Annotated in this window: 18 protein-coding genes; 17 read left to right on the top strand and 1 reads right to left on the bottom strand. The window is 68.1% G+C overall.

Annotation, left to right across the window (positions count from 1 at the left end; genetic code table 11):
- Positions 1-193: 193 nt before the first annotated feature.
- From rpsH to truA, 17 genes are all read left to right on the top strand, one after another.
- Positions 194-601, top strand: a complete 408-nt coding sequence (gene rpsH / locus ACFVWU_RS07870) for a 30S ribosomal protein S8 (RefSeq protein WP_350503566.1) — start codon at positions 194-196, stop codon at positions 599-601.
- Between the two features lie 22 nt (positions 602-623).
- Complete coding sequence (rplF, locus tag ACFVWU_RS07865) at positions 624-1,163, top strand: 50S ribosomal protein L6 (RefSeq protein ID WP_270146476.1); 540 nt, start codon at positions 624-626, stop codon at positions 1,161-1,163.
- A 3-nt stretch (positions 1,164-1,166) separates the two neighbouring features.
- Positions 1,167-1,550 carry a 50S ribosomal protein L18 gene (gene rplR / locus ACFVWU_RS07860; protein ID WP_030280785.1) on the top strand — a complete coding sequence of 128 codons (384 nt, stop codon included), beginning with the start codon at positions 1,167-1,169 and terminating at the stop codon, positions 1,548-1,550.
- A 48-nt stretch (positions 1,551-1,598) separates the two neighbouring features.
- Positions 1,599-2,219: a 30S ribosomal protein S5 gene (gene rpsE, locus ACFVWU_RS07855; RefSeq protein ID WP_030280788.1), complete on the top strand. Its 621-nt coding sequence runs from the start codon at positions 1,599-1,601 to the stop codon at positions 2,217-2,219.
- Positions 2,219-2,401, top strand: coding sequence for a 50S ribosomal protein L30 (gene rpmD, locus ACFVWU_RS07850; protein ID WP_030055835.1), 183 nt, complete (start codon positions 2,219-2,221; stop codon positions 2,399-2,401). The genes rpsE and rpmD overlap by 1 nt, the downstream gene beginning before the upstream one ends.
- A 2-nt stretch (positions 2,402-2,403) precedes the next feature.
- Positions 2,404-2,856 carry a 50S ribosomal protein L15 gene (gene rplO / locus ACFVWU_RS07845; protein WP_255752515.1) on the top strand — a complete coding sequence of 151 codons (453 nt, stop codon included), beginning with the start codon at positions 2,404-2,406 and terminating at the stop codon, positions 2,854-2,856.
- A gap of 326 nt (positions 2,857-3,182) precedes the next feature.
- Positions 3,183-4,493 carry a preprotein translocase subunit SecY gene (gene secY, locus ACFVWU_RS07840; RefSeq protein WP_387616917.1) on the top strand — a complete coding sequence of 437 codons (1,311 nt, stop codon included), beginning with the start codon at positions 3,183-3,185 and terminating at the stop codon, positions 4,491-4,493.
- Positions 4,493-5,146: an adenylate kinase gene (locus ACFVWU_RS07835; protein ID WP_387616915.1), complete on the top strand. Its 654-nt coding sequence runs from the start codon at positions 4,493-4,495 to the stop codon at positions 5,144-5,146. Before secY ends, ACFVWU_RS07835 begins: the two co-directional genes overlap by 1 nt.
- Positions 5,147-5,262: 116 nt before the next feature.
- Positions 5,263-6,102 carry a type I methionyl aminopeptidase gene (gene map, locus ACFVWU_RS07830; RefSeq protein WP_387616913.1) on the top strand — a complete coding sequence of 280 codons (840 nt, stop codon included), beginning with the start codon at positions 5,263-5,265 and terminating at the stop codon, positions 6,100-6,102.
- Between the two features lie 143 nt (positions 6,103-6,245).
- Complete coding sequence (gene mscL / locus ACFVWU_RS07825; RefSeq protein ID WP_387616911.1) at positions 6,246-6,671, top strand: large conductance mechanosensitive channel protein MscL; 426 nt, start codon at positions 6,246-6,248, stop codon at positions 6,669-6,671.
- A 192-nt stretch (positions 6,672-6,863) separates the two neighbouring features.
- Positions 6,864-7,085 carry a translation initiation factor IF-1 gene (gene infA, locus ACFVWU_RS07820; RefSeq protein WP_003956442.1) on the top strand — a complete coding sequence of 74 codons (222 nt, stop codon included), beginning with the start codon at positions 6,864-6,866 and terminating at the stop codon, positions 7,083-7,085.
- Between the two features lie 32 nt (positions 7,086-7,117).
- Complete coding sequence (rpmJ, locus tag ACFVWU_RS07815) at positions 7,118-7,231, top strand: 50S ribosomal protein L36 (RefSeq protein ID WP_003956441.1); 114 nt, start codon at positions 7,118-7,120, stop codon at positions 7,229-7,231.
- A 176-nt stretch (positions 7,232-7,407) separates the two neighbouring features.
- Positions 7,408-7,788, top strand: coding sequence for a 30S ribosomal protein S13 (gene rpsM, locus ACFVWU_RS07810; protein WP_380608253.1), 381 nt, complete (start codon positions 7,408-7,410; stop codon positions 7,786-7,788).
- Between the two features lie 72 nt (positions 7,789-7,860).
- Complete coding sequence (gene rpsK, locus ACFVWU_RS07805) at positions 7,861-8,268, top strand: 30S ribosomal protein S11 (protein WP_030232513.1); 408 nt, start codon at positions 7,861-7,863, stop codon at positions 8,266-8,268.
- 148 nt (positions 8,269-8,416) lie between these two features.
- A complete protein-coding gene (locus ACFVWU_RS07800; protein WP_049649049.1) occupies positions 8,417-9,439 on the top strand; it encodes a DNA-directed RNA polymerase subunit alpha in 1,023 nt (340 codons plus the stop codon).
- A gap of 127 nt (positions 9,440-9,566) precedes the next feature.
- Positions 9,567-10,046, top strand: coding sequence for a 50S ribosomal protein L17 (rplQ, locus tag ACFVWU_RS07795; protein WP_387616908.1), 480 nt, complete (start codon positions 9,567-9,569; stop codon positions 10,044-10,046).
- 120 nt (positions 10,047-10,166) lie between these two features.
- On the top strand, positions 10,167-11,060 hold the full coding sequence (gene truA, locus ACFVWU_RS07790; protein WP_387616906.1) for a tRNA pseudouridine(38-40) synthase TruA: 894 nt from the start codon (positions 10,167-10,169) through the stop codon (positions 11,058-11,060).
- Positions 11,061-11,219: 159 nt separating this feature from the next.
- Here the strand turns inward: truA and ACFVWU_RS07785 are convergent.
- Positions 11,220-13,983 (bottom strand): amino acid adenylation domain-containing protein (locus ACFVWU_RS07785; RefSeq protein ID WP_387616904.1); only part of this gene is annotated, 2,764 nt, incomplete at its 5' end.

Raw genomic sequence — 13,983 nt, 5'->3', positions numbered from 1 at the left:
TTCCCGTAAGGTAGTGGGGTCGGGCCCCCTGCCACGGCTTCCCCATGGATGCCCGTGGTCCTCTTCTGGGAGGGCTCGCACCCAGTCTTACTACGTCGTAGGTCCCCTGCGCTTGTGCCCCTGGCGAACTCGGAAGAGTCCGGCAGGGGGACCTGGTGCGGAGAAACCACGGCGAGAGAGGCCTGAGGCCATCATGACCATGACCGACCCCATCGCAGACATGCTCACGCGTCTGCGTAACGCGAACTCGGCGTACCACGACACCGTGGCGATGCCGGCCAGCAAGATCAAGGCGCACGTCGCCCAGATCCTGCAGCAGGAGGGGTACATCTCCTCCTACAAGGTTGAGGAGCCCGCTGAGGGCGAGGTCGGCAAGAAGCTGACCATCGAGCTCAAGTTCGGCCCCAACCGTGAGCGCTCCATCGCCGGCATCAAGCGCATCAGCAAGCCGGGTCTGCGCGTTTACGCAAAGTCCACCAACCTGCCGAAGGTCCTCGGCGGCCTGGGCGTGGCGATCATCTCCACGTCCTCCGGTCTCCTCACGGACAAGCAGGCTGCCAAGAAGGGCGTAGGCGGAGAAGTTCTCGCCTACGTCTGGTAATTCGGGAAACGGAGGTACAGCAATGTCGCGAATTGGACGGCTGCCCATCCAGGTTCCCGCTGGTGTGGACGTCACCATCGATGGCCAGACGGTCTCGGTGAAGGGCCCCAAGGGTTCCCTCACCCACGTCGTCGCTGAGCCGATCGAGATCGGCAAGGGCGAGGACGGCACCGTGCTCGTCACCCGCCCGAACGACGAGCGTCGCTCGAAGGCCCTGCACGGCCTGACCCGCACGCTGGTGGCGAACATGATCACCGGCGTGACCGCGGGCTACCGCAAGTCGCTGGAGATCAGCGGTGTCGGCTACCGAGTCACGGCGAAGGGCTCCGACATGGAGTTCGCGCTGGGCTACAGCCACCCGATCCTGATCACCGCGCCGGAGGGCATCTCCTTCGTCGTCGAGTCGCCCACCAAGTTCCACGTGGACGGCATCGACAAGCAGAAGGTCGGCGAGATCGCCGCCAACATCCGCAAGCTGCGCAAGCCCGACCCGTACAAGGCCAAGGGCGTGAAGTACGCGGGCGAGGTCATCCGCCGCAAGGTCGGAAAGAGTGGTAAGTAAGCGATGAGCGTCTCTGTCAAGATCGGCAAGGGCAACGCCTACAAGAGCGCCGCTCGCAAGCGCCGCGCGATCCGCGTTCGCAAGCGCGTCGTCGGCACCGAGGTGCGTCCGCGCCTCGTCGTGACGCGCTCGAACCGTCACATGGTCGCCCAGGTCATCGACGACGCCAAGGGTCACACCCTGGCGTCGGCGTCCACCCTCGACGTGTCCATCAAGGGCGCCGAGGGCGACAAGACCGAGCTGGCCAAGAAGGTCGGGAGCCTGGTCGCCGAGCGCGCCAAGGCCGCCGGCATCGAGTCGGTCGTCTTCGACCGCGCGGGCAACCGGTACGCCGGCCGCATCGCCGCTCTGGCGGACGCGGCTCGCGAGGCCGGGCTCGACTTCTAAGCCGCTCGTCGACTCTGTCGACGGACGTAAACGAGAGAGGTAATTCCAATGGCTGGACCCCAGCGCCGCGAAGGCGGCGCCGGTCGCGGCACGGGTGGCGAGCGGCGCGACCGTAAGCGTGACGGTCAGGGCAACGCCCAGGCTGTCGAGAAGACCGCTTACGTCGAGCGCGTCGTCGCGATCAACCGTGTCGCCAAGGTTGTCAAGGGTGGCCGTCGCTTCAGCTTCACCGCGCTCGTCGTGGTGGGCGATGGCGAGGGCACCGTGGGTGTCGGTTACGGCAAGGCGAAGGAGGTTCCGGCCGCCATCGCCAAGGGTGTTGAGGAGGCCAAGAAGAACTTCTTCCGCGTCCCCCGTATCCAGGGCACCATCCCGCACCCCATCCAGGGTGAGAAGGCCGCCGGCGTCGTGCTGCTGAAGCCCGCCGCCCCCGGTACCGGTGTTATCGCCGGTGGTCCGGTGCGTGCCGTCCTGGAGTGCGCCGGCATCCACGACATCCTGTCGAAGTCGCTCGGCTCGGACAACGCGATCAACATCGTGCACGCCACCGTGGCCGCTCTGAAGGGCCTCGTGCGCCCCGAGGAGATCGCCGCCCGTCGTGGCCTGCCGCTGGAGGACGTGGCCCCCGCCGCTCTGCTGCGGGCGCGTGCTGCTGGGGTGAGCGCCTGATGGCTCGCCTGAAGATCACGCAGACCAAGTCGTACATCGGCAGCAAGCAGAACCACCGTGACACCCTGCGTTCGCTTGGTCTCAAGCGCATGCACGACGTCGTGGTGAAGGAGGACCGTCCCGAGATCCGCGGGATGGCCCACACGGTCCGTCACCTGGTGACGGTTGAGGAGGTGGACTGATCATGGGCGACAACCCGATCAAGATCCACAACCTGCGTCCCGCCCCGGGTGCCAAGACCGACAAGATCCGCGTGGGTCGTGGTGAGGGCTCCAAGGGTAAGACCGCCGGTCGTGGTACCAAGGGCACCAAGGCCCGCTACCAGGTTCCGCAGCGCTTCGAGGGTGGCCAGATGCCGCTCCACATGCGTCTGCCGAAGCTGAAGGGCTTCAAGAACCCGTTCAAGATCACGTTCCAGGTTGTCAACCTCGACAAGCTGGCCGAGCTCTACCCGCAGGGTGGCGAGGTCACGGTCGAGGACCTGGTCGCCAAGGGCGCGGTTCGCAAGAACTCCCTCGTCAAGGTGCTCGGCACCGGCGAGATCTCGGTTGCCCTGCAGGTGACGGTCGACGCCGTCTCCGGCTCGGCCGCCGAGAAGATCACCGCCGCCGGCGGTACGGTCACCGAGCTCGTCTGAGCCCGCTGACCACCGGCTTCGAGCCCCGCACTTCCTCCGGGAAGTGCGGGGCTCGTGCTTTTTCGGGCCATTCCCGTATCGGCCGCTCCGGCCCGGTAAGGCGCTCGCTCTTTTGTGTGGCAAATCCGGGCATCCCGTACCCCGTGAGTGGGGGAGCGGCCGGACGCGCTTCTTTCGAGTGGCCGCGCACTGTTAGAGTCCGTGGAGTTCCCTTGTAGGCTGCGCGTAGGCTCGCCTGTGCCGTCTGTACGGGAGCCCGAACCGCAAACTCCCCATTCCAGGACCGACCCTCCCGCCGACGACGCGCGGGAGGCGCAGGAGGCACCGTGCTCAGTGCGTTCGCGCGGGCGTTCCAGACGCCCGACCTGCGCAAGAAGCTGCTGTTCACGCTGGGCATCATGGTGCTGTTCCGGCTGGGCTCGCACATTCCGATTCCGGGCGTGAGCTTCACGGCCGTGAACGAGTGCGTGAAGGAGACCAAGAACTCCGGCCTCTTCGGACTCGTCAACCTGTTCAGCGGCGGCGCGCTCCTCCAGCTGACGATCTTCGCCCTCGGCATCATGCCGTACATCACGGCGAGCATCATCCTCCAGCTCCTCACCGTCGTGATCCCGCGACTGGAGGCGCTGAAGAAGGAGGGCCAGGCCGGTACGGCGAAGATCACCCAGTACACCCGCTACCTGACCATCGCGCTCGCCGTGCTCCAGGGCACCGGCATCGTGGCGACGGCCTCCAGCGGTGCGCTGTTCTCGGGCTGCCCGCTGGCCAACCAGATCGTGCCGGACACCTCGGTGTTCCGGATCGCCACCATGGTCATCACGATGACGGCCGGCACCACGGTCATCATGTGGCTGGGCGAGCTGATCACCGACCGCGGCATCGGCAACGGCATGTCGCTGCTGATCTTCACCTCGATCGCCGCGCAGTTCCCGGCCAACATGTGGGCGATCAAGCAGTCCGGCACCATCGGCGGCGGCTGGGTCGAGTTCCTCTCCGTGGTCGCGGTCGGCATCATCGTTGTGATGCTGGTCATCTTCGTCGAGCAGGCCCAGCGCCGGATCCCGGTCCAGTACGCGAAGCGGATGATCGGCCGCCGGGCGTTCGGCGGCACCTCGACCTACATCCCGCTCAAGGTGAACCAGGCCGGTGTCATCCCGGTCATCTTCGCCTCGTCGCTGCTGTACATCCCCGCTCTCGTGGTCCAGCTGACCAACAGCCAGGCGGGCTGGGCGGTGTGGATCAAGCAGAACTTCGTCAAGGGTGACCACCCGATCTACATGGCCACCTACTTCCTGCTGATCGTCTTCTTCGCCTTCTTCTACGTCGCGATCTCCTTCAACCCCGAAGAAGTTGCCGACAATATGAAGAAGTATGGTGGCTTCATCCCGGGCATCCGGGCCGGCCGGCCGACGGCCGAGTACCTGAACTACGTGCTGACCCGAATCACGTGGCCGGGTTCGCTCTACCTGGGCCTGATCGCGTTGATCCCGATGATCGCCCTGGTCGCCTTCGGACAGCAGACCAACTTCCCGTTCGGCGGCACCAGCGTTCTCATCGTCGTCGGCGTCGGACTCGAAACTGTGAAGCAGATCGAGAGCCAGCTCCAGCAGCGCAATTACGAAGGGTTCCTCCGCTGATGCGTATCGTCCTCGTTGGTCCTCCCGGGGCCGGGAAGGGTACTCAGGCGCACTTGCTCGCCAAGACCCTGTCCATCCCCCACATCTCCACCGGCGACCTGTTCCGCGCCAACATCGGCCAGGGCACCCCACTGGGGCTCGAGGCCAAGAGCTACATGGACGCGGGTCGCCTGGTGCCGGATGAGGTCACCATCGGGATGGCCAAGGACCGCATGCTCCAGGCCGACGCGGCCAACGGCTTCCTGCTCGACGGCTTCCCCCGCAACCTGGGCCAGGCCAAGGCGCTGGACGAGTTCCTCGCCGAGCAGGGCATCAAGCTGGACGGCGTGCTGGACCTGGAGGTCCCCGAGGACGAGGTCGTCCGCCGGATCGCCGGCCGCCGCCTGTGCCGCAACGACGGCGGCCACGTCTTCCACGTGGACTACAACCCGCCGAAGGTCGAGGGCGTCTGCGACGAGTGCGGCGGCGAGCTGTACCAGCGCTCGGACGACACCGAGGAGAAGGTGCGCACGCGCCTGGAGGTCTACCACACGGAGACCGAGCCGATCATCGACTACTACGTCCAGCAGGGCCTGGTGGCGACGATCTCGGCCCTCGGCAAGGTGGACGAGGTCACCCAGCGCGCGATCGAGGCGCTGAAGCAGAACGGCTGAGGTCCCTCAGCGAGGTACGCGTGTACGGCCGGGTCGCCCGTGGAGCGGGCGGCCCGGCCGTTTCGGCGTCGTACGGTGGTAGGCAGTGGTAATCCGGACTTGGAAGGCGTGACCTGATGGTGGAGATCAAGACCCCCGAGCAGATCGCGAAGATGCGAGCGGCCGGGCTGGTCGTCGCCGAGGCGCTCAAGGCCTGCCGCGAGGCGGTCGCTCCCGGGGTGACCACCCAGGAGCTCAACGACATCGCGGACAAGGTCATCACCGGCCACGGCGCCACCTCGAACTTCCGCGCCCACCACGGCGGCCTGTGGTTCCCCGGTGTGATCTGCGCCTCGGTGAACAACGAGGTCGTGCACGGCATCCCGGGCGAGCGGGCGCTGCAGGAGGGCGACATCATCTCGATCGACTGCGGCGCCATCCTGGACGGCTGGCACGGCGACTCGGCGATCACCGTCGCGGTCGGCGAGGTCCGCCCCGAGGTCGAGATGCTGAGCCGGGTGACCGAGGGCTCGATGTGGGCCGGCATCGCCCAGATGAAGAAGAACAACCGCCTGGTCGACGTCTCCAAGGCGATCGAGGGCTACATCCGCCGCCAGCCGCTGCCGCCCAAGGGCAAGTGGGGCATCACCGAGGGCTACGGCGGCCACGGCATCGGCACCGCGATGCACATGGAGCCGCACGTGCTGAACTACGTCGAGCGCGGCCGCGGCAAGGGCCCGAAGCTGATCCCCGGCACCGTGCTGGCGATCGAGCCGATGGTCTCGCTGGGCACCCCGCACACCACCGTGCTGGACGACGAGTGGACGGTCGTCACCAACGACGGCACCTGGGCCTCGCACTGGGAGCACTCGGTGGCCGTCACCGAGCAGGGCCCGCTGGTGCTGACCGCCTTCGACGGCGGCAAGGCCGAGCTCGCCAAGCTGGGCATCACGGCCGCTCCGGACCCGCTGGCGTAGTCGCGGCGGCGTCCGACCGCCGCTCCTGACAAGGGATCAGAGCCCTGGAGGTTTGGACCTCCAGGGCTTTTGTCCTATTTTTAACGGCTGGCAGTGGCAAATCCGTGGCTTGACTGGCCTTCGATCGATGCAGGAGAGAGCACGTGCTCAAGGGATTCCGCGACTTCATGATGCGCGGCAACGTCGTCGACATGGCGGTCGGTGTGGTCATCGGTGCCGCGTTCACCGCCGTGGTGACCGGCTTCGTGTCGGCCTTCCTCACCCCGCTGGTCGGTGTGGTGGTCGGCGCGGCCGGCGACTTCAGCTCGTACAAGGCCGACATCGGCGGGGTGATCTTCCCGTACGGCCAGTTCCTGAACGTGCTGATCGCGTTCTTCATGACCGCCGCGGTGCTGTACTTCTGCGTGGTGCTGCCGGTCACCAAGGCCACCGCGCGCTACCTGCCGAAGAAGCCGAAGACCCCGAAGCGCCCCTGCCCCGAGTGCCTGACCGAGATCCCCGAGGCCGCCCGCCGCTGCTCGGCCTGCACCGCCCACGTGGAGCCGCTGACCGTCTCCACCGTGCTCTGAGCCGCGAGTGTGACGAGTACCGCCTTCCGGGCCCCGGTTTTGGCCCATCGCGCGCGCTGGCGTAGGATGGACCGTCGGCTCACTCGTAGCGTGCTTCAGCGCGCCCTCTTCCCCTCGGGGCAGGGGTGAACCCAGGTTCGCACGAGCGTTCCGCATACGGTAGCCGGTCCCGGAAGGTGGATCTCGCAGTTCATGGCTAAGAAGCAAGGCGCCATTGAGATCGAGGGCACCGTGATCGAGTCTCTTCCGAACGCGATGTTCAAGGTCGAGCTGCAGAACGGTCACAAGGTCCTCGCGCACATCAGTGGCAAGATGCGCATGCACTACATCCGCATCCTGCCGGACGACCGGGTCGTCGTGGAGCTCAGCCCCTACGACCTCACGCGCGGCCGGATCGTCTACCGCTACAAGTAAGAACGTCAGATCTAGACCCGGAGAACCTGAACATGAAGGTCAAGCCGAGCGTCAAGAAGATCTGCGACAAGTGCAAGGTGATCCGCCGTCACGGCCGGGTCATGGTGATCTGCGACAACCTGCGCCACAAGCAGCGCCAGGGCTGATCTCTCCCCAGCATTTCTCGTAGTACTTCGCGCGACGCGAAAACGTCATAAGCGGGCTACCCGATCCGTCCTGGAACAGGCGGACTGCCGCCCCCGGTCAGAGGCCGGGGCTCCCTCACCGTGAGGTGTCGGAGTAGGTAGCACGCAAGACCTCTGAAGAACCACAGGAGCCTTGAATGGCACGCCTCGCCGGCGTTGATCTCCCCCGTGAGAAGCGGATCGAGATCGCCCTCACCTACGTGTACGGCATCGGCCGTACCCGCGCCCAGCAGACCCTCGCCGAGACCGGCGTCAACCCGGATGTCCGCGTTCGCGACATCACCGAGGACGACCTGGTCAAGCTGAGCCAGTACATCGACGCCAACTTCACGGTCGAGGGTGACCTCCGCCGCGAGGTGGCCGCCGACATCCGCCGCAAGGTCGAGATCGGCTGCTACGAGGGTCTGCGTCACCGCCGTGGCCTGCCGGTCCGCGGCCAGCGCACCCACACCAACGCGCGTACCCGCAAGGGCCCGCGTCGCGCGATCGCCGGTAAGAAGAAGCCGGGCAAGAAGTAGTCCGTCCCGTAACCGGACATCCCTCCGGCCCGCGGGTCAGCGGACCGACCACCTCAGTAGGAGAACAGACTTATGCCCCCCAAGGGTCGTCAGGCTGCCGGCGCGAAGAAGATCCGCCGCAAGGAAAAGAAGAACGTCGCTCACGGCCACGCGCACATCAAGAGCACGTTCAACAACACCATCGTTTCGATCACCGACCCCGCGGGCAACGTGATCTCCTGGGCCTCCGCCGGCCACGTCGGCTTCAAGGGCTCGCGCAAGTCCACCCCGTTCGCCGCGCAGATGGCCGCCGAGGCCGCTGCCCGTCGCGCGCAGGAGCACGGCATGCGCAAGGTTGACGTCTTCGTGAAGGGTCCGGGCTCCGGCCGCGAGACCGCGATCCGTTCGCTCCAGGCCACCGGCCTGGAGGTCGGCTCGATCCAGGACGTCACCCCCACCCCGCACAACGGCTGCCGTCCGCCGAAGCGCCGCCGCGTCTGACCCGTGCCGTCCCCTTCGGGGGGCGATCCGGGCCCGCTGGGTCCTGCTTTAAACCTCGTACGGGCTCCCGTTTTTCTCGGGAGCCCGTACGCTTGGTCCTGTCGGCATCAAATAGTGGGTGCCGAAGACAACTGGAGGATTACCCCCCATGCTTATCGCTCAGCGTCCGTCGCTGACCGAAGAGGTCGTCGACGAGTTCCGCTCGCGGTTCGTGATCGAGCCGCTGGAGCCGGGCTTCGGCTACACCCTCGGCAACTCCCTGCGCCGCACGCTCCTGTCGTCGATCCCGGGTGCCGCTGTCACCAGCATCCGCATCGACGGCGTCCTGCACGAGTTCACCACCGTGCCGGGCGTCAAGGAGGACGTGACCGACCTCATCCTCAACATCAAGCAGCTGGTCGTCTCCTCGGAGCACGACGAGCCGGTCGTGATGTACCTGCGCAAGCAGGGCCCGGGTGTCGTCACCGCCGCCGACATCGCCCCGCCGGCGGGTGTCGAGGTGCACAACCCCGAGCTGGTCCTCGCCACCCTCAACGGCAAGGGCAAGCTGGAGATGGAGCTGACCGTCGAGCGCGGTCGCGGCTACGTCTCCGCCGTCCAGAACAAGGCCTCCGGCCAGGAGATCGGCCGCATCCCGGTCGACTCGATCTACAGCCCCGTGCTGAAGGTCACCTACAAGGTCGAGGCCACCCGTGTCGAGCAGCGGACCGACTTCGACAAGCTGATCGTCGACGTCGAGACCAAGCCCGCCATGCGTCCGCGTGACGCCATGGCCTCGGCCGGCAAGACCCTGGTGGAGCTGTTCGGCCTCGCCCGCGAGCTGAACATCGACGCCGAGGGCATCGACATGGGCCCGTCCCCGACGGACGCCGCCCTGGCCGCCGACCTGGCGCTGCCGATCGAGGAGCTGGAGCTCACCGTCCGCTCCTACAACTGCCTCAAGCGCGAGGGCATCCACACCGTGGGTGAGCTCGTCGCCCGCTCCGAGGCCGACCTGCTCGACATCCGCAACTTTGGTGCGAAGTCGATCGACGAGGTCAAGGCGAAGCTGGCCGGCATGGGCCTGGCCCTCAAGGACAGCCCGCCCGGGTTCGACCCGACCGCCGCCGCCGACGCCTTCGGCGCCGACGACCTCGACGACTCGCACTTCGCCGAGACCGAGCAGTACTAAGAGATTTGGCCGCGGGGGCGGTTCCACGGAGCCGCCCCCGTCGTCATGAAAGCCGTACGGGCACAGTGCCCGTACGCCCGCTGTGGTACCTGGTACGGCCGCAGTCGGAGATCCAAGGAGTAATTCCATGCCGCGTCCCACCAAGGGTGCCCGCCTCGGCGGCGGCCCGCACCACGAGCCGCTGCTGCTCGCCGGTCTGTGCCGGGAGCTGTTCCAGTACGGCCGCATCACCACGACCGAGGCCAAGGCCCGTCGGATGCGCCCGCTGGCGGAGAAGCTGATCACCAAGGCGAAGAAGGGCGACATCCACAACCGTCGCCTGGTGCGCAAGACGATCACCGACATCGCCGTGCTGCACACCCTCTTCACCGAGATCGCGCCGCGCTACGAGAACCGCCCGGGTGGCTACACCCGCATCACCAAGATCGGCCCCCGTCGTGGCGACAACGCCCCGATGGCCGTGATCGAGCTGGTCGAGGCGCTGACCGTCGCGCAGACCGCCGTCGGCGAGGCCGAGGCCGCCACCAAGCGCGCCGTCAAGGAGGCCGAGGAGGCCAAGGTCGAGGAGACCAAGGCTGACGAGGTCGCCGAGGCCGAGCAGGCCTGACGCCTCTAGGTGTTGCCGCGGGCCCGCTTTCCCAGCGATGGGGGAGCGGGCCCGTTCCTTGTCCGCGAGGTCCCTGGGAGAAGAGAAGCAGTGGTCAGTGATTGCGCCGAGCAGCCGCCGGTGAAGGACGGTCCGGCCGACGGGTACGTCCGGGTCCGGCTCGACCTCGCGTACCACGGCGCCGAGTTCTCCGGCTGGGCCCGCCAGAAGGGCGGCCGCCGCACGGTCCAGGAGGAGATCGAGAGCGCGCTGCAGGTCGTCACCCGCAGCCAGGAGCTCTTCCCGCTCACCGTGGCCGGCCGCACCGACGCCGGGGTGCACGCCCGCGGCCAGGTCGCCCACGTCGACCTGCCGGCCGAGCTGTGGGAGGCGCACCGGGAGAAGCTGCTGCGCCGGCTGGCCGGGCGGCTGCCCGGGGACGTCCGGATCTACCGGATCGGCGAGGCGCCGACCGGGTTCGACGCGCGCTTCTCGGCGATCTGGCGCCGGTACGCGTACCGGGTCGCCGACCACCCCGCCGGGGTCGACCCGCTGCTGCGCGGGCACGTGCTCTGGCACGACCGGCCGCTGGACCTGGACCGGATGAACGCGGCCGCGAAGCTGCTGCTCGGCGAGCACGACTTCGCCGCGTACTGCAAGAAGCGCGAGGGCGCCACCACCATCCGCACCCTGCTGGAGCTGCACTGGGACCGCGTCCCGGTGGACACCTACGCGGCCCAGGAGGGCTCGCTGGCGGTCGCCACCGTCCGGGCCGACGCCTTCTGCCACAACATGGTCCGGGCGCTGGTCGGCGCGATGCTGCTGGTCGGCGACGGGCACCGGCCGGTGGAGTTCCCCGGCGAGGTGCTGGCCGGCGGGGTCCGCAACTCGGCGGTCAACGTGATCCGGCCGTACGGGCTGACCCTCGAGGAGGTCGGCTACCCGCCGGACGACCAGCTCGCCGAGCGGAACCGGGCCGCCCGCCGGATGCGCACCCTGCCTGGTGCCGACCGGACGACCGGGGCGGCCGGCTGACCGGCTTCGCAGGGAGCCGTGGCGGGCCGGATCGCGGCGATGCCGCAGGCTGAGGGTCACAACGAAGGATTCCGCCCGGTCTGATCGACCGGACGGAATCCTTCAGCCGTTCTCGGACGGGCTCAGCGACGGCCGCTGAGCCGCGTCGGCAGCCTCAGGTCAGCCGAGCGTCTCCTCGCCGCCCGAACCCGGCCGCTTCGACACGGCATGCCAGACATCGAGCAGTCTGTCGGGCTGGACCAGCTCCGTGTGGGTGCAGGGGAGCCGGTGCTCCCGGATCCCCCCGGACGCGTAGGGCTCCCAGATCTCGACCGGGCGGGCGCTCTCCAGCTTGTCCTCGGTTGCGACGACGAGCAGCAGCTCCCCTTCGAAGGTGCGGGGCATGTGCTCCATCAGCAGCCTGGCGTTGTTCCGGATCACTCGGGCAGCCGTCTCCACCTCCTCGTCGGTGAGGTCGGCGACCGTGTCACCGCCGTTGCGGATGATGTCCGCGAGGTCGGCCATCTCGGCCGTCCCACCGTTCTCGCCGGAAGGCGTTCCCTCCAGGGAGACCGCCAGCATCGTCTCCAGCAGGTTCGACGGATAGGCGTCCAGGAGGGTCAGCGCTCCCACCTGCTCGCCGTCGGCCTCGAGCTGCGCCGCCATCTCGTGCGCGACCACACCTCCGAAGGACCAGCCCAGGAGGTGGTACGGGCCGGACTCCTGAACGCTGCGGATCTGCTCGATGTACTCCGCCGCCATCTCCTCGATGGAGGCGGGCAGCTCGGACGAACCGTCGAGGCCCCGGGCCTGCACCCCGTAGAGCGGGTGCTCGGTCGGCACGATGCGGGCCAGCGGCGAGTAGCACCAGCTCAGCCCGCCACCGGGGTGGATGCAGAAGAGAGGTGCGCCCTCCCCGTGCGGCCGGATCGGCAGGAGGATGCCGAGGGCGTCCTGCGTCGAGGCGTAGCCCAGGCGTGCGGCCAGGCCGGCGACGGTCGGGGTCTCGAACAGGGCGCGGATGCCGACCTCGACACCCAGCACGGTGCGGATCCGGCTGACCAGCTGGGTCGCGAGGAGGGAGTGGCCGCCGAGTTCGAAGAAGTTGTCGTCGATGCCGACGTTCGGCAGGCCGAGCACCTCGGCGAAGACGGTGCAGAGGACCACTTCCTGGGCGGTGCGGGGCGCTCGCCCGGAGGCGCCGACCGCGTAGTCCGGTGCGGGGAGGGCTCGGTGGTCGAGCTTGCCGTTGGCGGTCAGCGGCAGGGTTTCCAGCTGCACGACGGCGCTGGGGATCATGTAGTCGGGGAGTTCCGTCGCGAGGTGCTTGCGCAGTAGCTCGGTGTCCGCGTCGCCGTCCGGGGTGGGGACGATGTAGGCGACGAGGCGCTTGTCGCCGGGGGTGTCTTCGCGGGCGATGACGGTGGTCTGGGAGACGGCGGGGTGTGCGGCCAGTGCCGATTCGATTTCGCCGAGTTCGATGCGGAAGCCGCGGATCTTGACCTGGTCGTCGGCACGTCCCGCGAACTCCAGCATGCCGTCCGCACGCCAGCGCACCAGGTCACCGGTGCGGTACATGCGCTCGCCGGAGCCTCCGTAGGGGTTGGCGACGAAGCGCTCGGCGGACAGGCCCGGACGGTTCAGGTAACCACGGGCGAGCTGGGTGCCGGCGAGGTAGAGCTCGCCGACGGTGCCGGGTGGGACGGGCTGGAGGTGTGCGTCCAGGACGTAGACGCGGGTGTTCCAGATGGGGCGCCCGATGGGAACGGCTCGATCCGGTACCTCGTCCGAAGGAAGGACCCGGTACTCCACGCACCCGACCGTCGCCTCGGTCGGACCGTACTCGTTGACCACGGTGGCCCCCGGACGAACGCTCCGCCAGGCGTTGAGGACCTCTCCGAGCAGTTGCTCGCCGCCGACCACCAACTCGCCGGTCGGTGAGAAGGTTTCGGGAATCACGGAGAGCAGGGGTATGTGGCTGGGCGTCCCCTTGAGGAACGTCAGCCGGTCGCTGTCCTGAACTCGCGCGCCGTCTTCCAAGGGAGCGATCTCGATGCTTCCGCCGCTGATCAGCGGTGCGTACAGCGTCGTTACGGCGAGGTCGAAGGCGGCCGAGGAATGCAGCAGGGTCCCGCCCTTGACGGAGGGGTAGGCCTCGGCGCTCCACCGCAGGTAGTGGGCCAGGGCGCCGTGCTCGATCACGACGCCCTTGGGGCGGCCGGTGGAGCCGGAGGTGTAGATGACGTAGGCGGGGTGGGTGGGCAGGAGGCCGGACTCGGGGTTGGTGGTGTCGAGTTCGGCGAGGTGCGCGACGGTGTCGGCGTTGTCGAGGGCGATCCGCGTGGTGGTGTCGGGGAGGGTGTCCTGGAGGTCCTGGGTGGTGATGACCAGGGTGGGCCGTGCGTCGCCGAGCATGTAGGTGATGCGGTCGGCGGGGTAGTTGGGGTCGATGGGGAGGTAGGCGCCGCCGGCCTTGAGGATCGCGAGGAGTGAGACGACGAGGTCGGTGGAGCGTTCCATGAGGACGCCGACCAGGGTCTCGGGGCCGACGCCGCGCTGGGCCAGCAGCCGCGCGAGGCGGTTGGCGCGGGCGTTCACCTCGGCATAGGTGAGCTGGTCGTCCCGGTGGGTGAGGGCGGTGGCGTCGGGGGTGCGGGTGACCTGGGCGTGGAACAGCTCGGGCAGGGTGGCGGCGGGCAGGTCCCGGGTGGTGTTGTTCCAGCTGTTGAGGATCAGGTCGCGTTCGGCGTCGTCGAGGATCTCGATGCGGCTGACGGGCTGCTCGGGGTCGGTGGCGACAGCGCGCAGAACCCGGACGAAACGCTGCGCGATCCCCTCGACTGTAGTCCGGTCGAACAGGTCGGTGGCGTAGGTCAGCGCGCCGTGCAGGCCGACCGCCTTCCCGTGCGTGTCGTGGAGCTCACTGAGCTGGAAGTCGAGGTCG

Source organism: Kitasatospora sp. NPDC058190 (assembly GCF_042883685.1).
Classification (GTDB): domain Bacteria; phylum Actinomycetota; class Actinomycetes; order Streptomycetales; family Streptomycetaceae; genus Kitasatospora.
Note: the sequence above shows the minus strand (reverse complement) of the source record. Positions and strands in the feature narration are given on the sequence as shown.

Bases quoted from the DNA above. Each gene is read 5' to 3' on its own strand.
- rpsE (WP_030280788.1), top strand. From the start codon at position 1,599: ATGGCTGGACCCCAGCGCCGCGAAGGCGGCGCCGGTCGCGGCACGGGT.
- rpmJ (WP_003956441.1), top strand. From the start codon at position 7,118: ATGAAGGTCAAGCCGAGCGTCAAGAAGATCTGCGACAAGTGCAAGGTG.
- rpsK (WP_030232513.1), top strand. From the start codon at position 7,861: ATGCCCCCCAAGGGTCGTCAGGCTGCCGGCGCGAAGAAGATCCGCCGC.
- rpmD (WP_030055835.1), top strand. From the start codon at position 2,219: ATGGCTCGCCTGAAGATCACGCAGACCAAGTCGTACATCGGCAGCAAG.
- rplR (WP_030280785.1), top strand. From the start codon at position 1,167: ATGAGCGTCTCTGTCAAGATCGGCAAGGGCAACGCCTACAAGAGCGCC.
- rplO (WP_255752515.1), top strand. From the start codon at position 2,404: ATGGGCGACAACCCGATCAAGATCCACAACCTGCGTCCCGCCCCGGGT.
- rpsM (WP_380608253.1), top strand. From the start codon at position 7,408: ATGGCACGCCTCGCCGGCGTTGATCTCCCCCGTGAGAAGCGGATCGAG.
- ACFVWU_RS07800 (WP_049649049.1), top strand. From the start codon at position 8,417: ATGCTTATCGCTCAGCGTCCGTCGCTGACCGAAGAGGTCGTCGACGAG.
- rplF (WP_270146476.1), top strand. From the start codon at position 624: ATGTCGCGAATTGGACGGCTGCCCATCCAGGTTCCCGCTGGTGTGGAC.
- rplQ (WP_387616908.1), top strand. From the start codon at position 9,567: ATGCCGCGTCCCACCAAGGGTGCCCGCCTCGGCGGCGGCCCGCACCAC.
- infA (WP_003956442.1), top strand. From the start codon at position 6,864: ATGGCTAAGAAGCAAGGCGCCATTGAGATCGAGGGCACCGTGATCGAG.
- map (WP_387616913.1), top strand. From the start codon at position 5,263: ATGGTGGAGATCAAGACCCCCGAGCAGATCGCGAAGATGCGAGCGGCC.
- rpsH (WP_350503566.1), top strand. From the start codon at position 194: ATGACCATGACCGACCCCATCGCAGACATGCTCACGCGTCTGCGTAAC.
- ACFVWU_RS07835 (WP_387616915.1), top strand. From the start codon at position 4,493: ATGCGTATCGTCCTCGTTGGTCCTCCCGGGGCCGGGAAGGGTACTCAG.